At 60.5% G+C, this 22,769-nt stretch carries 16 protein-coding genes; 6 read left to right on the forward strand and 10 right to left on the reverse strand.

What is annotated here, in order from left to right; translation table 11 throughout:
- The first annotated feature begins 7 nt into the window (after positions 1–7).
- From LFL96_RS23145 to LFL96_RS23155, 3 genes are all read left to right on the forward strand, one after another.
- Positions 8–1,009 carry a xanthine dehydrogenase family protein subunit M gene (locus LFL96_RS23145; RefSeq protein WP_281003029.1) on the forward strand — a complete coding sequence of 334 codons (1,002 nt, stop codon included), beginning with the start codon at positions 8–10 and terminating at the stop codon, positions 1,007–1,009.
- Positions 1,006–3,228, forward strand: coding sequence for a xanthine dehydrogenase family protein molybdopterin-binding subunit (locus LFL96_RS23150; protein WP_281003030.1), 2,223 nt, complete (start codon positions 1,006–1,008; stop codon positions 3,226–3,228). The genes LFL96_RS23145 and LFL96_RS23150 overlap by 4 nt, the downstream gene beginning before the upstream one ends.
- 157 nt (positions 3,229–3,385) lie before the next feature.
- Positions 3,386–3,973 carry a nucleotidyltransferase family protein gene (locus LFL96_RS23155; protein WP_281003031.1) on the forward strand — a complete coding sequence of 196 codons (588 nt, stop codon included), beginning with the start codon at positions 3,386–3,388 and terminating at the stop codon, positions 3,971–3,973.
- A gap of 55 nt (positions 3,974–4,028) precedes the next feature.
- Here the strand turns inward: LFL96_RS23155 and LFL96_RS23160 are convergent, their stop codons facing one another.
- Positions 4,029–4,406, reverse strand: coding sequence for a helix-turn-helix transcriptional regulator (locus LFL96_RS23160; RefSeq protein ID WP_281003032.1), 378 nt, complete (start codon positions 4,404–4,406; stop codon positions 4,029–4,031).
- A 200-nt stretch (positions 4,407–4,606) separates the two neighbouring features.
- On the opposite strand from LFL96_RS23160, the gene LFL96_RS23165 reads away from it, so the two are divergent.
- Together LFL96_RS23165 and LFL96_RS23170 are read left to right on the forward strand one after the other, a co-directional pair.
- Positions 4,607–5,311: a PIG-L family deacetylase gene (locus LFL96_RS23165; protein ID WP_281003033.1), complete on the forward strand. Its 705-nt coding sequence runs from the start codon at positions 4,607–4,609 to the stop codon at positions 5,309–5,311.
- A gap of 166 nt (positions 5,312–5,477) precedes the next feature.
- On the forward strand, positions 5,478–5,630 hold the full coding sequence (locus tag LFL96_RS23170) for a hypothetical protein (protein WP_281003034.1): 153 nt from the start codon (positions 5,478–5,480) through the stop codon (positions 5,628–5,630).
- 107 nt (positions 5,631–5,737) lie between these two features.
- Here LFL96_RS23170 and LFL96_RS23175 read toward each other — a convergent pair whose 3' ends face one another.
- From LFL96_RS23175 to aepX, 3 genes are read right to left on the reverse strand one after another with little or no spacing between them, the layout of a single operon-like run.
- Positions 5,738–6,805: a 2-aminoethylphosphonate aminotransferase gene (locus LFL96_RS23175; protein ID WP_281003035.1), complete on the reverse strand. Its 1,068-nt coding sequence runs from the start codon at positions 6,803–6,805 to the stop codon at positions 5,738–5,740.
- Between the two features lie 43 nt (positions 6,806–6,848).
- Positions 6,849–8,012 carry a phosphonopyruvate decarboxylase gene (gene aepY, locus LFL96_RS23180; protein WP_281003036.1) on the reverse strand — a complete coding sequence of 388 codons (1,164 nt, stop codon included), beginning with the start codon at positions 8,010–8,012 and terminating at the stop codon, positions 6,849–6,851.
- On the reverse strand, positions 8,009–9,712 hold the full coding sequence (aepX, locus tag LFL96_RS23185; protein WP_281003037.1) for a phosphoenolpyruvate mutase: 1,704 nt from the start codon (positions 9,710–9,712) through the stop codon (positions 8,009–8,011). The genes aepY and aepX overlap by 4 nt, the downstream gene beginning before the upstream one ends.
- 551 nt (positions 9,713–10,263) lie before the next feature.
- On the opposite strand from aepX, the gene LFL96_RS23190 reads away from it, so the two are divergent.
- Complete coding sequence (locus LFL96_RS23190; RefSeq protein WP_281003038.1) at positions 10,264–11,805, forward strand: methyl-accepting chemotaxis protein; 1,542 nt, start codon at positions 10,264–10,266, stop codon at positions 11,803–11,805.
- Positions 11,806–11,925: 120 nt separating this feature from the next.
- Here LFL96_RS23190 and LFL96_RS23195 read toward each other — a convergent pair whose 3' ends face one another.
- The 6 genes from LFL96_RS23195 to LFL96_RS23220 all read right to left on the reverse strand — a co-directional run bounded on the left by LFL96_RS23195 (position 11,926) and on the right by LFL96_RS23220 (position 22,758).
- Entirely contained in the window at positions 11,926–12,528 is a 603-nt protein-coding gene (locus tag LFL96_RS23195) for a DUF4255 domain-containing protein (protein ID WP_281003039.1), read from the reverse strand.
- Positions 12,525–14,678, reverse strand: coding sequence for an AAA family ATPase (locus tag LFL96_RS23200; protein WP_281003040.1), 2,154 nt, complete (start codon positions 14,676–14,678; stop codon positions 12,525–12,527). The genes LFL96_RS23195 and LFL96_RS23200 overlap by 4 nt, the downstream gene beginning before the upstream one ends.
- 50 nt (positions 14,679–14,728) lie before the next feature.
- A complete protein-coding gene (locus tag LFL96_RS23205) occupies positions 14,729–16,225 on the reverse strand; it encodes a contractile injection system tape measure protein (RefSeq protein ID WP_281003041.1) in 1,497 nt (498 codons plus the stop codon).
- 61 nt (positions 16,226–16,286) lie between these two features.
- A complete protein-coding gene (locus LFL96_RS23210) occupies positions 16,287–17,093 on the reverse strand; it encodes a hypothetical protein (RefSeq protein ID WP_281003042.1) in 807 nt (268 codons plus the stop codon).
- 98 nt (positions 17,094–17,191) lie between these two features.
- Entirely contained in the window at positions 17,192–19,984 is a 2,793-nt protein-coding gene (locus tag LFL96_RS23215) for a hypothetical protein (protein WP_281003043.1), read from the reverse strand.
- Entirely contained in the window at positions 19,981–22,758 is a 2,778-nt protein-coding gene (locus tag LFL96_RS23220) for a hypothetical protein (RefSeq protein ID WP_281003044.1), read from the reverse strand. Before LFL96_RS23220 ends, LFL96_RS23215 begins: the two co-directional genes overlap by 4 nt.
- Positions 22,759–22,769: the final 11 nt, after the last annotated feature.

Consider the following 22,769-nt stretch of genomic DNA (forward strand, 5'->3'; position numbering starts at 1 on the left):
GACCAGCATGGATGCGATCTCATACGAACGCGCCGGCGACGTCGCCGGTGCAGTGCGCGCGGCGCAGCAGCCGGGCGCGGTATTCATCGGCGGCGGCACCAATCTGCTCGACCTGATGAAAGGCGGCGTCGCACGGCCGCTACGGCTGATCGATATCACGCACATCGGCGGGCTCGACAGCATTACCACGCAAGCCGACGGCGGCATCCGCATCGGCGCGCTGATGCGCAATAGCGATGCGGCCAATCACGCCCTGGTGCGCGAGCAATATCCGCTGCTGTCGCAAGCGTTGCTCGCGGGGGCGTCGGCGCAACTGCGCAATATGGCGACTGTGGGTGGCAATCTGTTGCAGCGGACCCGCTGCGGCTATTTCTACGACACCGCGTTCACCCAATGCAACAAGCGCATGCCCGGCAGCGGCTGCGCGGCGCTCGACGGCCTGAACCGCACCCATGCGATTCTCGGCGCGAGTCAGCAGTGCATCGCCGTGAATCCGTCGGATATGAGTGTGGCGCTGGCGGCGCTCGATGCCGTGGTGCGCGTGAGCGGGCCCGGCGGCGAACGCAGCATTCCGTTCGCGGAATTTCACCGCCTGCCCGGTGACCGGCCCGACGTCGATACGACCCTGCAGCCCGGTGAACTGATCACGGCGGTCGATCTGCCGCCGCCGCGCTTCAGCACCAACGCGCATTACCTGAAGGTGCGTGACCGCGCCAGCTACGCGTTCGCGCTGGTGTCGGTGGCGGCAGCGTTGCAGATGGACGGCGAGCGCATCGGCGCCGCGCGTATCGCGCTGGGCGGCGTCGCGCATAAACCGTGGCGCGCAAGCGTGGCCGAACAGATGCTCGCGGGGCAGACGCTCACGCAGGCCACGTTGCGCGACGCGGCGGCCGCGGCATTGAGCGACGCGCGTCCGCAACGCGACAATCGCTACAAGGTGCAGCTCGCGCAACGCGCGATCGTGCGTGCAGTGAATCAGGCCGCCGGGCGCGCGGGAGGTGTCGCATGAATCTGATCGGACAGCCGGTCGACCGTATCGACGGTCTGCTCAAAGTCACCGGCGAAGCACGCTATGCCGCCGAATTTCCCGAGGCCCGGCTCGCGCACGCCGTGCTCGTCACCAGCACGATCGCGCGCGGCACGATTGCCTCGATCGACGCGAGCCGCGCGCAGTCGCTGCCCGGCGTGCTGCTGGTGATGACCTACCAGAACGCGCCGCGCCTGCCGAACGGCGGCCGGCCCGCGCTCGCGCCGCCGGCGGGCCGGCGCCTGTCGCTGCTGCAGGACAACGAGGTGCACTACAGCAACGAACCGGTCGCGGTGGTGGTCGCCGACACGCTCGAACACGCGACCGATGCGGCGCGCCAGTTGCGCATCGCGTACCGGGCGAGCGCCGCGACGGTGGATTTCACGCAGGCGAAGCCGACAGCGCACGCACCGATCAGCCCGCAGGGCCGCCAGACCGACACGCAGCGCGGCAGTTTCGACGACGGCATGCAGAGCGGCCCCGTGCAGGTCGACGCGACCTACACCACGCCGATCGAACATCACAATCCGATGGAACCGCACGCGACGATGGCGCGTTGGGACGGTCCGCAACTCACGCTGTACGACTCGACGCAGGGCGTGAGCGGCGCGGCCACGGCGGTCGCCAAGACTTTCGGCCTCGCGCCCGGCGACGTGCGCGTGATTTCGCCGTTCATCGGCGGCGGGTTCGGTTGCAAGGGCTCGTCGTGGTCGCATGTGTCGCTGTGCGCGATGGCGGCGCGGCAAACCGGCCGGCCGGTGCGGCTTGCGCTCGAACGGCCGCAGATGTTCGGCCCGGTCGGCGCGCGGCCGCATACCGAACAGCGCTTCGTGCTGGCCGCGCGCCACGACGGCACGCTGACCGCGATGCGTCACGACAGCATGTCGAATACCTCCGTGATCGAAGACTGGACCGAGACCTGCTGCATGGTCACGCGCATGCTGTACGCGGTGCCGAATCAGGTCACGACGCACCGGATCGTGCCGCTCAATCTCGGCACGCCGACCTTCATGCGCGCGCCTGGCGAAACCACCGGCTCGTTCGGCCTCGAATCGGCAATGGACGAACTGGCGGTCGCGTTGCGCATGGACCCGCTCGCGCTGCGTCTGAAGAATTACGCGGAGCTCGATCCGCAGGAGAACAAGCCATGGTCCGGCAAGTCGTTGCGCGAGTGCTATCAGATCGGCGCGCAAAAATTCGGCTGGTCGCGGCGCACGCCGGCGCCGCGTTCGATGCGCGACGGCAATACGCTGATCGGCCTCGGCATGGCGAGCGCGACGTACCCGGCCAATCGCAGCGAGGCGGCGGCCATCGCGCGCATCCTGCCGGACGGCACGGCGATGGTCGCGTCGGGCACGCAGGATCTCGGCACCGGCACCTACACGGTGATGACCCAGGTCGCCGCCGATGCGCTCGGCTTCGCGCCCGAGAACATTCACTTCGCGCTCGGTGATTCGTCGCTGCCGAAGGCGCCGGGCTCGGGCGGCTCGCAATCGGCGGCCAGCGTGTCGCCCGCCGTGCGCGACGCGGCGAACCAGGCGCGCAGCCAGTTGATCGCGCTGGCGCTGGCGGACGAGGCATCGCCGGTGTTCGGCATCCCGCTGGAGGACATCACGGTGGTCAACGGCTGGGTGACGAGCCGCTCGCAACCCAGCAAGCGCGATCCGGCGGCGGCGATCATCGCGCGCTCGGGCGGCAAGCCGGTCGAGGCGACCTCGACGGTCAAGCCCGGCGACGAGAAGCAGAAGTACTCGTTCCACTCGTTCGGCGCGGTGTTCGTGGAGGTGCATGTGGATGCCGATCTCGGCACGATCCGCGTGCCGCGCGTGGTGGCCGTGTACGACGTGGGCCGCGTGCTGAACCTGAAGACCGCGCGCAGCCAGTTGATGGGCGGGATCGTGTGGGGCATCGGCGCGGCGCTGCAGGAAGAGACGCTGCTCGACACGCGTTACGGGCGCTTCACCAACGCCAATCTCGCCGAGTATCACGTCCCCGTGAACGCGGACATCGATTCGCTCGATATCACCTTTCTCGACCGGCCCGATCCGCATATCAATTCGCTCGGCGTGCGCGGGATCGGCGAGATCGGCATTACGGGCGTGCCGGCGGCGATCGCGAATGCGGTGTATCACGCCACGGGTATCCGGGTGCGCGATCTACCCATTACGCTGGATAAGGTGATGGGGCCCATGCAGGTGTGAGCGCCACGCGCGGCATGCGCGGGCGTTTCGCCGTCCCCGCCCGACCCAAGCCGTGCAATGTTAGACGGCAAGCGCCAATCGCATGGATTGGCGCTTGCCTGTGCATGCGTTGCATCGCACAATCGGACTCATCCTTTCCTCCACCGGTGCCCGCCCCATGGCCTACGCCTCGCTCGCTACCGGCATTCTGCTCGCCGCCGGCTTCGGTTCCCGCTTCGATCCCGAGGGGCTGCACAACAAACTGCTCGCGCGCATGCCTGACGGCACGCCGGTCGCGCATGAGGCCGCGCACCGGTTGCTGCGGGTGACATCGCATGTGCTGGCGGTGGTGCGGCCCGGCTCGGACGCGCTTGCGCGGCTGCTGAACGATGCCGGCTGCCACGTGGTGTTCGCGTCCGCCGCCGAACGCGGCATGGGCGCGAGCCTCGCGGCTGCCATCGACGCGAGCGGCGATGCCGAAGGCTGGATCGTCGCGCTGGCGGACATGCCGCGCATCGACACCGCGACCATCGAAGCGGTCGCGCGCTCGCTCGACGGCGGCGCGTCGCTGGTCGCGCCGTTTTATCAGGGGCAGCGCGGGCATCCCGTCGGGTTCGGCATCGCGCATCGCGACGCGCTGCTCGCGCTCGACGGCGATGCCGGCGCGCGTGCGCTGTTCATGTCGCACGAGGTGACGCGGCTTGATGTGGACGACGCGGGGATTTTGCGCGATGTGGATACGCCGGAGGATTTGGGGAAGCTTTGAGGGATGCAAAACGGTATCGACGGCATGCCGGTCAGCACCTGCGCTACGACACGTTTCATAACGCTCCCGATTCCGGTGCAACGCGCTTCTTGCGGACACGCTGCGGTAATTGCTGGTTCATCAGCGTGAGGCCGATGTCGTCTTGCGACGTATCGAGCAACGTGCCGATCTTGTCCAGTTCGCCGAACACCTGCAGCGCCATAGCAAAGACCCCGATCGGCACGCGCCCATCTCCGTGTTCCATGCGACGCAGCGTGGAAACAGACGTCTGCATACGTTCGGCCAACGACGCCTGAGTCAGGCGGCGCCGTCGGCGTGCTAGCGAAAGATCGGCGCCCAGCTTCTGGAGCACCCGAAGGACAGGTGCTGAAACAGAGTTTTTGGATGACTTAGCGCTCACAAGTGATTGCTTATCCGGTTTTAAGGTGCTCATGTGAGTGCTTATACATCTAGCGTGACGCAAGAATCAATTCTATACAGAAGAACATCCGATACGCCAGGCATGCCGCTTGCGCCGTCAACAACGGCCGCGCAAGCCGCGCCGATTCCGCCTAAGCTGATGAGACGCCGCGATGCCCGCGCCGCGCCGCCGCCCGGAACCTGATCGGCGCCCCCGCAACCACGCCACGTCCCATGAGCGAAACCAGCCCACGCCTGTTCATCGTCTCGCCCCACTTCGACGACGCCGTGTTCAGTTGCGGCGAACTTCTCGCCGCGCATCCCGACACGGCGATCTGCACGGTCTTCGCCGCTCCGCCCGAACAGGAAATGCAGACCGAATGGGATGAGCGATCGGGTTTCGCCGGCGCGTTTCAGGCCATGCATGCACGCACGCTCGAAGACAACCGCGCGCTCGAAGTACTCGACGCGATTCCGCTACGCATGCCGTTCCGCGACGGCCAGTACCGCGATTCGCCGTCGATCGGCAAACTGGCGGCGGCACTCGAAGAGACCATCTACCGCACCACCGCGAACACCTTGCTGATGCCGCTCGGTCTGCATCACGACGATCACGTGCGGGTCTTCGAGGCCTGCTGCGAAATCCTGCCGCGTCTGTCGCATCTGCAATGGTTCGGTTACGAGGAAGCGATCCACCGGCGCACGCCCGGCGTCGTGCAGGCGCGTCTCGCCGATCTCGTGCAGCGCGGCGTCGTCGCGACGCCGGCCCAGCCGAGCGCGGGCCATACGATCGACGCCCAGCGCCGCGCGCAACTCAAGCGGGAAGCGGTCGACGCGTATCAAAGCCAGTTGCAGGCCTTCGGCGCGGGCAATTACGACGATGTGTTCGCGGTCGAACGCTATTGGCAACTCAGCGTGGGACGTCGGGCAAAAAGATAGGGAGGCGCGGAGCGCGCGGGAAGCGCGGAGGCTGAAAAGCGCGGACCCGAAAAAGTTTCGAAGAGGTCCTGGAGAGAATGGCAGAAGACAATGACGAAGCGAAACCATCGGCGTGGGGTATAGATTGCGATACCACCCCTGCCGTTCAGCAACGAGGTCGACATCCATGAGCTACGACATGCATACCAACCCGATTCCCGATCCCAACGCGGACCCGAATCGCGATCCTGAAGCGGACCCGCTGGTGCCGCCATCGCCGGGTCATCACACCGAGGAGCCGCAGCGGCCAGAGGGACCGCCGGATAAAGACCCGGTGTGAGGTTCTACACCGCTGCGCTTACGCTCCGCAGCTCAGCGTACCCACATCAGGCTTGGCGCCGGCGCGGCGATCTCGAACCGCACCGGCACATCCATCATCTCAACGCATTAGCGCATCAGTTCGCTGAAGCTCTGCAACAGACGCTCGATATCGGGCGCGTGAATATTGCCCATCGTCGAGATCCGGAACAGTTCGGCCGACAGCCCGCCCTGCCCGGCATAGATGACGAAGCCGCGCGCCTTCAACGCGTCATGCAACTCGGGATACGCGATCCCCTGCGGCAAGCGATACGCACGCAACACCACCGACGACTGCTGCGGCGGCAACACGGTGTCCATCCCACGCTCGGCCAGCCCCGCGCGAGCCTGCTCGGCGAGCGCCGCATAACGCGCATGACGCGCGCGCCAACCGCCTTCGTCGGCGAGTTCGCGCAGCGCTTCGACGAGCGCGTAATACGCATGCACGGACGGCGTGAACGGCGTATTGCGCTGATCCTGCAAACGCGCGAGACGCCCGAGGTCGAGGTAGTACGTGCGGCTCGCCGCCTGCGCCAGCGCCGCGCGCCGCACCAGCACGAACGACGCGCCCGGCACGCCATGCAGGCATTTGTTGGCGGTCGCGGCGACCGCGTCGAGACTGCTGTCGGCGAAATCGATCGCTTCCGCGCCGAAGCTGCTGACGCCGTCCACCAGCAGACGCAGTCCGCGTTCGCGGCACAGCGCGCCGAGCGCGGCGAGATCGTTCAGGCGGCCGGTGGTCGTCTCGTGATGAATCACGGCGACGTGCGTGAACGCCTTGTCGGCATCGAGCCGTTCGGCGATCTTCGCGAGATCCGGCGCCTGCATCCAGTCGTGTTTCAGCGACTCGTGCGCAATGCCGTATTGCGTCGCGATCTGCGAAATACGCTCGCCGTACACGCCGTTTTCCACCACCAGCAGTTTGCCGTTCTGCGGCACCAGCGCGGCCGTCATGCTTTCGACGGCGGCCGTGCCGGAACCGGTCATCAGCACCGCCTGCCACTCGTTCGCGTCGAGCGCATACAGATCGACCAGACGCGTGCGCGCCTCTTCCTGCAAGTCGAAAAACTCGCTTTCGCGATGGCACAGATCCGTCTGCAACAAGCTGTTACGGACGCGTTCGGTGAGCGTCACCGGGCCGGGATTGAGCAGCAGCATGGGCGCTCCTTCGAGTACGTTGATACGTTGAGAGTGAAACCGGTCAGGCCGCGCCGATGTGGCGCATCAGTCGCGTCTTCACATCGGGCGGCGTGATGGTGGGACGCGGCAGACCGTCGGGCGTGCCGCGCCGGATCGCGAGACGCGCGAAACGCGGACCGTCGAGCGGCGCGGCGTCGAACAGTTCGTCGAGCACGCCGGCATCGTCGCTTTCCACTGCCGACGCGTAACCGCACGCCGCCGCCACCGTCGCGAACGACACCTGCGACGAGACCGTCGCCTGACCGCCGGTCGAATCGTGCGCGCCGTTATCGAGCAGCACGTGCGTGAGATTCGCGGGACCGTACGCGCCGAGCGTCGCGAATGCGCCCATGCGCATCAACGCGGCGCCGTCGCCATCGAGCGCGACGACGTGCAGGTCCGGACGCGACAACGCGAGACCCAGCGCGAACGGCGTCACGCAACCCATCGAACCGACCATGTACAACTGATTCGGACGATCGTCGATCGCGTAAAGCTCGCGTCCACAGAAACCGGTCGATGCGAGCACAACGGTCGAGTCGAGCGGTGTGCGGGCAATCACTTTGCGCAACGCGTCGTGACGCGACGGCAGTTCGTTCGCGGCGACGTTGCGGAACTGCGAGCGTGCCTGCACCGGCACGCGACGCGCGGCCGCGCCGCTGTCCTTCAACTCGTACGGCGCGACGCTGCCCTTCTGCATCACCAGCGCGTACGGGCGGCCGGTTTGATCCATATGCGCGATCGCGCGATCCAGCGCCGGGCCGATCGCGCCGGCCTCGGTCGGGAACGTCTCCCAGGGAATCTCCATCGTTTCCAGCATCTGCGGCGTGACCGGACCCATCAGCGCATGCTGCGGTTCGTCGGCGACGCCGGGCTGGCCGCGCCACGTGACGATCAGCAATTGCGGCAGACGGAACGTCCAGGTCAACGAGGTCAGCGGACTCACGGCATTGCCGAGCCCGGAGTTCTGCATCATCGTGATGCCGCGCCGGCCCTTCCGCGCGCCGAGCGTGACACCCGCGATCAACGCGACCGCGTCGCCTTCGTTGGCCGCCGACACGTAATGCAGCGACTCGTCCTGCAGCACGTAGTTGATGAACGGCGTCAGATACGAACACGGTACGCCCGCATACCAATCGAAGCCACGCTCGCGCGCCGCTTCGACGAACTGTGCCGCCTCGATCATTGCGCGGCTCCGCTCGCGGTATCCGCTGCCGCGAACGGCGCTTGCGCGTGCGCGAAATCGCCGGCGCGACGGAAGTCCTCGAGGTCGTTCACGCCACGCCAATGGCCATGCACGTATTGCACTTCGATCGATTCGCCCGCTTCGATCAGCGCGTTCAGCAGCGCGGGCATATCGAGCGACGCAAAATCCGGACGCGCCTGCAACTGGCTCAACACCGTCTGCAGACGCTCGCGTCCCGCTTCACGCACGTTCAGCAGACCGACCCAGCGGCCATGCGGCGTTTGCGACGCGATCGCCGACGAAACGTCCTGACCGCTCGACACGTGACGCAACGTCACCTTGTTGCCGAACAGCCCACGGTCGTCGCCCGCCGAGCACCACGCGAAATCGCGCACGCTGGCGTTCTCCGCATCGGTCAGCGACGAATCGACCACCACGCTGAAGTCCGCCTCGCTCTCCACCAGATCGCGCAGGATGTAGCTGCGGAACAGCAGGTCGCCGTACGAGATCACCGTGTCGCCATTCAGCTTGCCGGTCGCGCAGACCAGCGACGCAAGCTCGCCGGTTTGCGCGTGCTGTTCGTTGACGACCAGCTTGATGCCGGCCTTGTCGATCGCATCGGCGCGATAACCGCCGACCACCGTGATGTCGTTGACGTTCTGCTTCTTGAACGCGTCGACGAGCCAGCGCAACAGCGGCTTGCCGGCGATCGGCAGCATCACCTTCGGACGGTCTTCGGTGACGGCTTCGAGGCCCTTGCCGCGGCTCGCCGCGAGCACGATCGCCGAACCGGCCGCCGCGCTCGACAGATAGCGGTCTTCGGCTTCCGAGTATTCGTCGGCATCCTGCAGACGGAAGATTTCGTTGACGGCGGCAATGCTGTCTTCGACGTTGACGAGCGTTTCGCTCGAATGAATTTCCTTGGCGACCGCCTGCATCGCCGCGGTTGCCGCGCGGATCAGATGGTTCGCCCAGATCACCGTGCTGATGCCCGCTTCGCGGAACACTTCGGTCGGCGTGCTGTAGTACTTGGTCGGCACGATCACGAGCGGACCGCGGCCCGCCCATTCGCGCGCGAATTCGAGAATTTCGTCGGGGCGCGACAGCTTGCTGTGAATCAGGATCGCGTCCGCGCCGGCCTGGCGATACGCTTCCGCGCGGCGCAGCGCTTCGTCCATGCCCCAGCCCGCGATCAACGCTTCGACGCGCGCGACGATCGAGAAATTTTCGTCCGACTGCGAGTCCTTGCCGGCCTTGATCTTGCCGCAGAATTCATCGATATCGGCAAGCGGTTGCGCTTCGCCGTTGATGAAACTGTTGGTCTTCGGAAACTGCTTGTCTTCGATACAGACGCCCGCAATGCCGCGTTGTTCGAGCTTGCGCACGAGACGGCGCACGTTGTTGAAGTTGCCGTAACCGGTGTCGCCGTCGAGCAGGATCGGCAGGTCGCTGGCATCGGCCATGAATTCGAGGTTGTCGACCACCTGGGTCCAGCTTGCCTCGTTGTTGTCGCGCACGCCGAATTGCGCGGAGATCGAGAGGCCCGAACCCCAGATCGCCTTGAAACCGGCCTCGCGGACGATACGCGCGGACAGCCCGTTATGGGCTTCCATCAAGAATTCGAGTTCGTTGCTGACGAGCATCTGGCGCAGACGTGCGCTGCGGGTAGCGGGGACGAAAGCGGGTTCGCGGGCGTTCATATGAGTGGACTCCTGATTCCTGACTCTTGCTGACTCTTGATTCCTGGCAGCGGGGCTAGGCGGCGGACCGAATCCGCGCTCTTTTTTGCCCGGCTGGCGGCTGGAAAATGGCGACTATAGCGGAATTTTAATAAATTCGTCTTTTTGAAGGCGATTGCGCCGACTACTTGCCATTAAGTGGAAAATTGTGTCAATTTTTGTGATTGCGCCCCGTCAGACAAGGCTGTGCGGGGGATTGTCGTTTGTTGGCATTGTGTGTGATTTTGACGTTTTTAATTCGACGGATTTTCGTTGCGCGTAATTCGCCACCCGATTTAAGCAAAGTCCGTTCAGCCGATTTCAATCAAAAAATAAATCCGGTAATCCGCGTATAAGCAATACGTCGCTGACAGAGAAATGGCGCTTTGGTAAGACAAATGAAATCGCGTCACAGCGGGTTTCCCCTCCCTGCGGGCTCGAACCCGACAAGCCGTAAACACAGTCAGCGACAAGCGACTCGCTGAAGCCCATCAGCGAACCCCATCTGACCGACCACTTTGCAAGCCCCTGCTATGACCTTGAACAAAAAACTGGCCTCGATGGTCGCCGTCCTCTGGATCGGTTTGATCCTGATCGGCGGCTTCGGCGCATGGCAAAACCGTGCATCGATGATCTCCGATCGCCGCGATCAACTGACCTCGTTGATCGATCAGGCCAATCATGTCGTGACCCGTTATTACACGCTGGCGCAACAACATACGCTCAGCGAGGACGACGCGAAGAAGCAGGCGCTCGACACGCTCGCGGCGATGCGTTACGGCAAGGACGGCTATATCTCCGTCAACGATTCGCAGCCGGTGATGCTGATGCATCCGATCAAGAAGGAACTGAACGGCAAGAACATGGCGCAGTTCACCGATCCGGCCGGCAACCATCTGTTCGTCGATATCGTCAACGCGGGGAATCACGACGGCGGCGGTTTCGTCGACTATCTGTGGTCCAAGCCCGGCAGCGAGAAGCCAGTCCCGAAGACCAGCTACTCGTCGCATTTCGCGCCGTGGGACTGGTACATCGTCACCGGTATGTACATGGACGACGTGCAGAGTGCGTTCTACGCGAGCCTGCTGCGCTGGCTCGCGATCACCGTGACGCTCGGCGCACTGGCGACCGTCGTCATGATGCTGGTGTTGCGCAGCATTCGGCGCACGCTCGGCGGCGATCTCGAAGTGGCGGTCGAACACGCGCAGCAGATGGCGCACGGTAATCTCGCGACACGCGTGCCGGTCGACGCGAGCCACGCCGGCAGCCTGTTGCATGCGTTGCAGACGATGCAGGCCGCGCTCGTCGATACGGTTTCGCGCGTGCGGCTCGGCACGGAGAACATCAACATCGGCGCGACCGAAATTGCAGCAGGCAATACCGATCTGTCGCAACGTACCGAAGAACAGGCTGCGGCGCTGGTCGAAACCGCATCGAGCATGGACCAGATGACGGTCAACGTGAAGCAGAATGCCGACAGCGCACTGCAAGCCGCGCAACTCGCCGGCCAGGCCGCCGATGTCGCGACGCGCGGCAGCCAGGTGGTCGACGATGTGGTCCGCACGATGGGCGAGATCACCAGCAGCTCGCGGCAGATCGGCGACATCATCGGCGTGATCGACGGGATCGCGTTCCAGACCAACATTCTGGCGCTGAACGCTGCCGTGGAAGCGGCTCGCGCGGGCGAGCAGGGCCGCGGTTTCGCGGTCGTCGCCGCCGAGGTGCGCAGTCTTGCGCAGCGCTCGGCAACGGCGGCCAAGGAGATCAAGGCGTTGATCGAAACCTCCACCGGTACCGTGGAAGCGGGCGCATCGCTGGTGGCGAATGCCGGTTCGACGATGGGCGAGATCGTGCAATCGGTGCGGCGCGTGAATGAGATTCTCGAAGAGATCAGTAGTGCGTCGCGCGAGCAGAGTGCGGGAATCGAACAGGTCAATCGCGCGGTGGGCGAGATGGATCAGGTGACGCAGCAGAATGCGGCACTGGTCGAGCAGGCCGCAGCGGCGGCGCATTCGCTGAAGGATCAGGTGGGCGTGTTGCGTGAGGCGATCGCGAGTTTTGCGCTGCCGGCTTGAGGTGGTTTTTTAGCGTTTAGTGTTTAGTGTTTGGTAGGAATATGGCAGGCGGTCTTGCGAGAGACCGCCTTGCATTCAGGTTGGTTCATTCAGGTTGGTGTGAATCTGTTCTTCAAGACTTCAAGACGAAGGCGTTTCCGTTGCGATCTGCACCACATCGGCCTCGGTTGTCTTGACCGGTGTCGCGAGATCATGCCTGTCCGTCAGCGTAATCGGCACGGTCACCGAACAGTTGATCGAAAGCCGGGGCTTGTTGCCAAGCGACTGCCAGAAGTTACCCAGTCCATTCAAGCCTTCCTGGGGTGGAAGCATCCGGGTATAGGCATCCGGTAAATCCGCGAGCTGTCTGTTGTTGATCAGCGCGTCGACCACCTGACTCATTACCGTGATCGCCTGGTTATCCGGCGCCGCGCTCGGGCCGTCGGGACTGACCGTTTCGCCGGTGTCCCAATAGGTGATCAGATAGCTGCAGCAGACGTTGACATATCCCGGCATCAATTGGGATGTCTGCGGATCGAACATTCTGGACCCACCCATGCGCAGTTGAAGATCTTCGTGAATCTCATAGAGAAACACGCTGACCGTCGGCTCGGTTGGCAATGCGTCCTCGTCCGGCAGACTGAAACTGATGCTGACGCCTTCGTCGATGTATGCGCGCAACGCATCGTTCAGTGCGGTATTGACGTCGACAATCGTGTAAGGGGGCGAAAACGGTGTACTCATTGTCGTGACTCCCGTGAATGAGATTCCAGCACAAGCCGCCCTACTTTCGCCAGTTCGCGCTTTAAGGCCAACTCGATGTGCCTGAGATGGATGTGACCCGCACCGTCGGCTTCGGCGAGCCACGCCGCCAATAGGGCGATGTTGCGGATGTTGGCGCCGGTCAGTTCGGAGCGTTGCGCCAATTGAGTGAAATCGACGCTATCGTCGATCTGAAAACCCGCGGGCCAGATGGAGCGCCACATCCGTTCGCGCAACGATGCGTCCGGAAACGGGAAGCGGATCATGAAGGTGAAGCGGCGATTGAAGGCATCGTCCAGATGACTGCGGTTATTGGTCGCGAGGATCACCAGTCCCGGATAGCTTTCGAGCCGTTGCAACAGATAAGACACTTCAATATTGGCGTGACGATCCTGGGCGTCCTTGGTCTCGCTACGTTTGCCGAATAGCGCGTCGGCTTCGTCGAAGAACAGCACGCCGGCATCGCGCTCGGCCAGATCGAAGACACTCGCGAGATTCTTCTCCGTTTCGCCGATGTATTTATTGACCACGGCGGAAAGATCGATCTTGATCAGATCGACGCCGAGCTGTCCGGCGATGACCTCGGCCGCCATGGTTTTGCCTGTGCCCGAGTCGCCGTAGAACAGCGCGCTGATGCCTGTGCCGTAGCCGACCTTGGCCCCGAATCCACGTTCGAGAAGTGGTTCGCGATATTTGATGGCGCTGAGTACTTCGGTCAGTTGCTGCTGTACGGCGTCGGCGACCACCAGATCGTCGAAGGTTCTCGTTGGAGAACTGCGGCGGGCGAGTTTGCCGAAGTTCTGTTGTGCGCGCAGGCGGAGTGCCTTGCGAAGGTCGTCTTCGTCGAGGTCGGCGCGGAGATCTCGCTGCTCACGGTATAGGTCGGCTTCATGCAGGATCAGCGGAAGATCGTGCGCCGCGAAATTGAAGCGTCGACTCAGGGCCTCGCAATCGATGTTCGTTTCCGGTGGTAAGCAATCGCGCAGCAGGCGTTCTTTTTCCTGCGAATCGGTGCCAGGCATATCGAGCAACAACTGTGGAATATCCGCAAGCCTCGGCAGAGGCACGCTGGGCTCGATCAGGCAAACGATATCCAGCCCCGGCTGATTCATGAGCCGCGAGACTTCCTTCAGCAGGCCCGGATTGTCTTCTATCGCTTCGACGAAACCGCGCATGACGAGGCATGCGTTGCGTAGACGTATTTCGCGGAAGATGTGACGGAGAATTTTTAGGGTAGCGTCGCCGGGTTGGAGTACCGCGGCGCAATCCAGTTCGAAGGTTTCGCGGCCGGTTTGTCCGGCGGCGGTGCAGACTAATTGTGAGCGTCCGCTGGCCTGTGCGCCGCGCAGGATGATTAGAGGTTTGGCGCCGCGGACGCGGCCGTGGTCTTCACCCTGATCCTGATCGAAGTCCGGCCCGTCCCGGTCAAGCAGCTGCCGTAGCGTATGCGTGAATCCCGCATGTGTCGGCAAAGCAAAAGGTTCTGCGATAAGCCTGGTTATGCCTGCACGGTCAGGCCACGCGTACGATTGATCGAACAGGTAGTGGTAGACGCCGCGATCGGCAATGAAGGCACGTTGTCTCCAACCTCGCGCGGCGGACGACGACGTTTCCGGAAAGTCGATAAAGCCATTGCGCACCAGCGGCGCATTACCGAGAAAACTGCCTTCCTGATCGCGTTTTTCCGGCGATGTCGCGCAGAAGAGATTGAGTGCGAGTTCGATCGTGGGCAGTGAGCCGGGTTTTTCCTGATCCTGGATGGCGGAGAATAGCAGGTGATACCGGCTGTCGATGTGAACCATCAATCCGAGTAAGAGAACATTCCATTCGAATTCCGTTAGCCGGAACTCCGCGGCTAGCTGGCTCTCTGGCTTGCTGGATGGAAGTGGATACGCTTTTCCCTCCACGTTCCACCAATGTGGGACGCCGCGCGGGTCGGCGATCCGGTGCTCCGTTTCTTCGGGCGATAACAGGAAAGCGCCGAGTGTCGAACCCATCGCCTGCTTCCGCCGATGTAGATAACCCTGAAGCAATAAATCGACTCGCTCGATCTCTTGCAGCAGATGGGACGGCAATGCTTGCTCGGCAGGGTCGGGCGGGATGTCGTCGTGATGCGTTTGCCATTCCATCATTTGATTGCCCTCGGTTGACCGCTGCAGCGCGGGTCGACGCTACGGCGATGCTATAAGTCGCCCCATTGCACGGTGAGCGGCTTTTCCATCCATGGGAGTAGGACTGTGGTGATTGGCCATGGCCAGTTTTGTAGCAAGACGTCGCTTGCGTGGGGTTCGACTTCAAGCTCTAAAGTGCCGCCGGGTTCGGTTCCGGTGAGGATGCCGGGGCGGCGGATGAAGAGTGCGCGGATGTCTTCGATGGTGAGTTGGTGCCAAGGGCGGATTTTGGCGGGGAGGTCGGTTAGCCAGGCCTGGAGCAGTTGGTGTTGGCTTTTGTCGGCAGTCAGCCAGCGGATGTCGGCGTCTTGCGATACGCCGCATAGCACGTTGGACAAGGCGGTCGGGTACACGTATGGGACTTCGTCACTTGAAGCAATCCGACTCAACCATGCGGAAGCCTCTACTGCGCTCCGCTGCTGAACGAAATGGCCGTCTATCCACAGACCAAGTTTTCCGAACATATTGGCGAGCAAGGGCCAAATCAGAACGGTCCCCGCGTTGTCGACACTAAACGCGTCTTTCGTCAGGTCGACGAGTTCATCTGAAAAGCGGATGTCGTCACCGCGCTGCGACGTCTCAAGCTTTGGAATTCCGAACTCTCTTTCAAGGCGCAGGCACGCCGCCGCGGAAAATCGCGTCTTCAACCAGTTCCTGACTTCGGGCTGACGGTAAATGCCTTTTACTCTTTCTTTAAGCGGGGGCGACGCCGAATGAATTGCATCGCAGTCAAATAGTGCCAGCAGCCAGTGCTCGTGTTTGGTTGGCCTTATCGCCAGAACCAAAGTTCGCGCGTCATGCCGCGGGACAATCTCATGCAAGTTCAACAGAAAATATAGAAGTGCCGCGATGTAAATTGTCTGTTTGTCACAAGTTTCGCTATCCCAAGCTATGGACGTGCCTTCAACAAGACGACGAACCAAGTCGCTTCGGGTTCGTGGCTGCAACATTTTAAAAAAGTACTCCAAAGTCCGCTCCTCTACGCAACTTCGAGCCAAAATAGAGAGAGAAGCCGGCGCGTTTAGCTGTAATCTCGCGGAGACCCGCTGATCTAATTCTGTATTGCTCGGGGCAAAGTTCACCTGTGAGTGAACTTTCGCACTCAGGTCTTTAACGGGGAAATCGGCCTCGCCCGCACCAATTTCCCGAGTTTTAAAATTACAGTTTTTCGAATTCCATTCGATTGACGAAAAAGCAGAAAAAAAATTCTCACGCCACATCTCACCTGCCAACCGCCTCTCAAGCAGCGTCAACAAATCCAATTCAAAGCTCGCTTGATCAACCTCTCCCAAATCCAAAAAAATTCTATTGATTTTTTCAACCATGACCGACTCGCCAAATACATTCCCCATAACTTTTAACAATAAAAATCCAAATTCGCTCCGAAAAAAACACAAACTTCTTTCAATTAAATTGTGAGCGTACGCAAACGGGACAGAAATCGAAAATTGTACACGCGCCAACACTACCGGACAATTTTCCACGCATTTATCAATTGAATTTGACATCACCAGCCTCAAATTTACTTGCGCATTTTTTACACACACTAACCTTCAGCCCCGGCAGATGCTACAATTTCATAATATAAATTAATGAATAAAAAGGCATAGCCACGGACACGTCATGAGAATGAGGCTGAGCTGTCGCCGAATGAGTATGTCCATTGCCGTGTTGCTGATTCGTTGGCGTAACCGCAGTCCACTTGAACGTATCCCCAGACGAATCGTAATATACTGTCGGAATATGAAACATAACACTTTCCGACGAGCCAACGCCTACATCGCCGGCCAACCTCCCATTGTCCCATTTGCATATAATATCCAACTCCAAATCCGGCAACTGATCTCTTGTCAGTGCGGTACTATTTATCGCTATTGATTCCACTACGGAACCAGCACTCCCAATAAGCTCTCCGCCAACAGGCAATGTCGAGATACTGTATCTATCTGAATTGCTAGAATCTCCGACCACAAATCGCCCGACCAGATTTGGCGTATTATTATTCCCATCACAGATGGCCCAACCATCCGGAATCGCGTTTCCAGAATAAAATAAAATTATTGCTCCAGAACGAAATGCCGATGAGAAATCAAAAAATACACCATCGACGTCTACTGCCAATCCGCCGTTACTTTTTACTTTGACAGCGGCTTTCCCCGTAGCATCAAGAACAATACCTTGCCCGGGACTCCCATCCTGTGCCGGGCTTTGACCCACAGACTTACGCCCACAATCCGCAATATCGATTAGATTACTGAAATCCGTCTGCAACGGAATACTACCGGCTGCAAACTTCGCCTTTAGATCCTCCACTGCTGGGCCAACGGTCGCGCCAAGCGCGGCTTTCACCGCTTTGATACCTTTTTTGAAAATCATGCTCTCCTCCGCATCTTCGTAGCCCATCCGAACCGCTATTAGCTCGATGGAGACTCACTGCCGGAATTTTCGCCTGCGCGTCGCCATATCCCAATCATCTACGACACCACCAACTGCGGCACAAAGAAAAGACCGTTTTCAACAATGACATCCACATTCCATTCGGTGCCGTCCGCGCCAATGACTTCCGTACGCTGAACATCACTGGCAATTTTCATGGAGCCGATTCCGCTCAGCGCCAGCGGAGCGTGTCCAAGCGACAACATCCACAACAACTGGAAAGTCGAGTAACTTTGCACCGTCCGTTGATCCTGCCAAACACCATAACTGTCGGCGAAATTCCTGAAAGTCGCGTCGTCCATCCAATGGATGATCGCGCAAACATCAGCCGGAAGTTCCTGTTGCGCAGCCTGTTTTATCCACGCATCGGTGCCGTGCACGTCACCACTTTCCGGCAACATACTTTTATTGAAAATCAGACTTACGGCAAAGGAAAACCGGTCCACGCACGTCAGGTCGTACCAGTAATAGTTTGTCTCATCACCATCGGCAGGAAAGGAGCCTGTTTCGCCGTCAATTTTTTGCACCGTCAACGTTGAACCGATCGGGTCCATATCCGTTACGGTAACGTCAAACGTCGAGGAATCGTCCGCGACCGAAGCGCGTTTTCCCGCCGGCAGAATTGGGCAGATGCGCAATCTATCGTTCCCTTGAACAATAGCGGGGAACGGCCCCGACGAGAGAACGCTCAAACGCTTCGAATTGCTATCCAGTCCGCTCTGATCGTCCGCGTAACGCAGCGAATAATCGATATCCTGTAGCCAGTTCTGGCAGTTTTTCCAACACAGCGTACCGGTGCTCTGTGCATCCAGAACCATGTTTAGTTGAAGATACAACTGGGCGTTTTGCTGGAAACTCAGCGAAAATGTTCTACCTGCCGTATCGACAGAATCCACAATCAAAGCCTGGATTCGCAAGTCACCGCCGGCGGATTGATTTTTAATGACAAGGTCAATAAGTTGCCCTGTGCGTAATGCATCCAGGGACACACTCTGCTGGGAAAATATGAGACTGTTATCTGCGTCAACCGTCACGCTGTCCGGATAGAGTTCAACATCGTAATTTGAATCTGGAGAAACGGGCAGCAATACCCGATGTTCGACCAGATAGAACTCCAGCGCCGACATATCGCAGTCGGGATCGAACAAATTCGCACCCAACCCCAACCGCGCGGCAATACGCTTTTGCAAAGCCGACACCATGTCGATCCGGATGTTGTCGCGCGAATAGCCAAGCTCGGCGTGTTGCGCCAAATAGTCCTGCTGTACGGTGAGAAACTCATCGTCGCTAGTCGCGAGCATGCGTGCCGAACACTGACTACCGAAGTACCCCAGCAGATCATTGACGACCGAGACCTCCTGCTGATAATCACTCGTGCTGCCACGCATCTGCGCGATGAGTTGCGGCGAATAAGCCTGATGAACGTTATCGCCGATACTGCCTTCCTGGTAGGGCCACTGCTCGCCCCAAACCGTCGAACCCGCACGCACGAACGATAGCGATTGCGGCAACATAGCCAGTTGCGCACATTGATTCGCGACACCCTGCTCAAAGGGCAACATGAACTGATAGAGCTTCTGCTGAGCCGTATCCGGCTGCAAATGCTGCAGTCCGTAGCACGGTGGAATCTTGTCCGACGCCGGATAGTAGTGTCCGGGGTCACGCCAATTGCCGTAGGGCATGACTTGTGGCGCATTGACGATAATCGTTCCTCGCGAAAGCTTCGCTTCGACCTCTTCAGGCGAAGCGGTTACATACTCCCCACCTGCCGAAATCAGACGTACATACTGCTGACTGATCATGGTTCCGATTGGATCACTACCCCACAGTTGAGGGTAATAACCCGGCGCTTGTGCCTTCCACACCCAACTGTCGGCGGAGGCCGTGCGGATCGATTCAATGCTTTTCACGCCGTCAATCGCAAGCAAAACATTTGCAAGACCAACTAGATCGACACTGATGGAACGCGAATAGTCCACGGGTGCCGGCAAGGCTGTCATCCAGCCATGCAACAGATCCGGACCATCGTAGATCTCTTCCACGCTGAAGCCTTTCTTCACAAGCTCGTCGGTCGCATGGCGTGCAGCCATCGGCGACACGTAACGTTCCACCGCCTCATAAATCCTCGCGAGCAACGCAGCTACATCCTGAACGTCCGCATCGAGATCAATGATGATCTCGGGGTTAAGCGCTTGCGGCTGGATCCATCTGATCTGCGTGACCGCTTCACAAAGATTCCGATTGTCCGTCAGAAAGCTCGACAATCGACTTGAGGCCTCAGCATTATCTTTCTGGGTATTTCGGGTCGGCTCCAGATACAGTACATAGTTGCCCCGCAGATCGAACAGAACCGGTTCCGATCCGTCAACTGGACTCGGCTCGACGAAACTAAAAGTCCGCGAATCCGAGTCGTACCAGTACTCGTAATCGCTCGGCAGCAACGGCACCAGTTGCACGTTCCTGAAAAAGAAATCACTGCCATCCGCACCGCAAAGATCCAGCAGCGCGCGACGATAGTCATCTTCGGTAATCGGCCCGCAAGTCAGCGCCGTGTCCGGGCCAAAATCAGCCGGAAAGATTCCGCCATCAGCCAGCTGCTGATCAGGCGGTGGTGTCAACAAATCCGTCAACGGCAACGTGGATCGATAGGATAGGTCCGCGACACCGTAACAATAAGCTTCCAGCAGCGTGACGCCCGGATCGTGTTCGCCTGTATCGCTCCACGTCTGCGCCGCGTAAGCCTTGATCGCATCCAGACTCCGCTTGAGCAGTCTCTCGAACTCGATATTCGTTCGAATCAGCTTGAGTAGTCCGGTCGGCATGGTTTTCATGATCTTCCACTCCGGTCGGTCGACGGCAGCAAGGTCCCCGCTCCTGCACCGAGAATCAGTACTTCGCCATCCGATGCATGAACGCTTTGTCTGGCGCCGTCCAATGTCAGGCTGTCGACCTTCCTGACGTACGGTTGCCACTGAATGAACGCGACGATCGCGTAGTAATCGAGGCTATTGCCGAGTGTCACGCCAGCGCGCTGGTCCCAACTCCATGGCATGTACCTCGCTTCCAAAGCCTGCGTGAGCTGGCGCTGCGCATAGGCGGGGTTCACGCCCGTCTTGTAGGTCACGTCGTAGTCGAGCATCACCGTTCTATACGTCGGGTTCCTCAGAACGATATCGGCCCAAGGTGAGGCCAACTGACCGAGATAGTCGGCCATGTCCGTTAGATGTACCTCGCTCAGCGCCGGCCGCAACGGATCGCCGTTGTCCTTCATGCCACTGACCGGAATCACGACGGCAACCTGCTGTACAGGCGCAGGTAAGCTGAACGTCGTATCCACGGAAGGAATACCGATCCCAAACACCGATGGATATTTTTCCTTGAGCAACGCCTGTACATCCACCCACGTCAACGCACGATTCCGATGGTTCAGCCTGCTCGCGATTCTTTCGAAGAACGCACCGGGCAATTCTGGCGGTGCCCCGCCGAACGATGGCCACGGCTGACTCACCTGCTCGATTGCGGTCAGCGGCGTAACGGCGTTTTGTATCGTGCCGGCAGGCAGCGGTCGCGTGAAATGCTGTACATCCAGATTCTCCGCGTTGCTTAGCGTCGCGGTCATGCTGTTCGTCTCGATACCCGAGAGCGTCGGATAGACGTAGGGCGAACACACATCCGTCGAGGCGACCGGCTCGATCAAACCGCGCACCCAGTAGCGGCCAGCGGGCATCTGCCCAGCCTCGGCCGATGCATCGGCCGGCAGAATCGCCGTCCACAAACCACTGCCTAGAAGCCCTTGCGTACTGTCCACCAGGGTATCGTCGAGCGCGATCCACTGGTTGCCGGCGTTCAGGTATTGCCACGAGACGACCTGCGCAGCCGGACTCTGCAGTTGCCAATACAACGAAAGCGTATCCTCCGGCTGGTTATCCGAGAAACCCAGATAGAGGTGCAGCTTGTCGGGACTTGTCTGCGCCGGGTCGTCGTTTTGCATGACGCCGAATGGCGTCAACACGGATTGGGTAATGTCGGCCGCCGTCGCGCTGTAGGAGACCGTCATGCCATTGATCTGCGGCGTATAGGGCGGGTTGACGTCGGCCGTTCCCACGAGCTGATCGTATTCCTGGTGCAGAAAATCCATACCCGAGAGTTCCAGTCGAATCCATTGGGGCCAATCTCTCGGATCTGGACTATCGCGCTCGGCACCGGCGAGACCCGCAGGCAGCTCGATCGTCAATGTATTGCCTGCCGGCGCACTCTCCGCGCCGCTTTGGAAGAGCGACAGCGCATCCGTTCCGGACGGTTGGGCGCCAGTCGTCGTCGTACCTTCCAGCTTCATCGAACCGGTTGGCGACACACATAGCGGCTGCACCTTGAAGCTATCGTTATCTGCCGGTACACCGGGATAATTCGCGTACCACGCCGGGAAACTGACGTCCGGCAAATCGATCCATTGCGGAGTCAACGTCAGCGTCACCGGCACGCCGAGTCCGCACCATTGCGCCGCGATCAGATCGAATCCGGAACCAACTACCGGCGTTTGCCCGAATGGATAACTCAAACCATCCAGCCGGTCAGCGCCATCATCGGTGCCATACACCACATCGCTGCTACCCGTCGCGCTGACCGCTAGCGCCGTGATCTCCGGAACCGGCTGACCGTCCGAGCGTCCCAGCTTCAACAACGGTGTCGAACTCGACGGGCTATTCTCTCCCGTCGGCGGTGAAATAGCCGGTGCCATTGCAGGCACGGCGAAAGCCAGCGTGGACGGATCACCTGAGTCGGGTACGCTGCCCGACAACGCAATCCATTGGTCTCCCGCGCTGATCTGGACCACGGCAAGATCCCCGACCGCAATAGCCGAACCGAACGTCAGTGAAATCGTCCGCGTACCGGCCGGCATGGCCAGCAACGTCGAGCCCACTACTCTCCCGGTCGGCACCGTTTGCGGCTGTCTGCTGTCCGCGAATAAATGCATGCCATTTTTCGGCCACTCGATCGATTCGCTCGCGTCGAACAGCACATCCGAGATTTGCGTGCCGGCGGGCGCATCCGCTGCCGCCGGCTGACACCACCGCAAATCACTCCAGATCCCCCGATTGACCAGCAGCGAATCGTCGAGCGCATACCGAATCGGCGTTCCCTGCGTATCCTGTCCACCGTCGAACAAAGTACCGCGCGAAACCATCTGTTCGGCGACACCATCCTTCAGCGTAAAACCCAGCACGACGCTGTCGGGTTCGGCAGGCTTCTCCGACACGCCGAGCAAACCGCGGTAATAAAGCTCCCGATGCGCGGCCGGAAAGTAATTCAATATCGCCCGAGGCGTCCGCAAAAGATCGAGAAACCCGAGCATGAACGCTTGATGAGGCGGCAGCTCTCCATCGGCAACAGAAGGATCGTCAAACAACGCCGCCAGACTTGCCGGCGTGGCCCCGCCATTGAAATACACGTCGGCCCACGAGTGTTGATCGTCGAAAGGAATCAGCGCGGCATAGTCGTGAAACGATTGCAACAACTGCCCGGTCGAGCGATTGTCCAGCACGAATCGCGAAGCCGCCGTCACCCATCCGGATAGTGCGTCCTGTAAAGACGAGAGGTCGTTCATGGTCGATTCTC

The sequence above is a fragment of the Paraburkholderia sp. D15 genome (assembly GCF_029910215.1).
Lineage (GTDB): Bacteria > Pseudomonadota > Gammaproteobacteria > Burkholderiales > Burkholderiaceae > Paraburkholderia.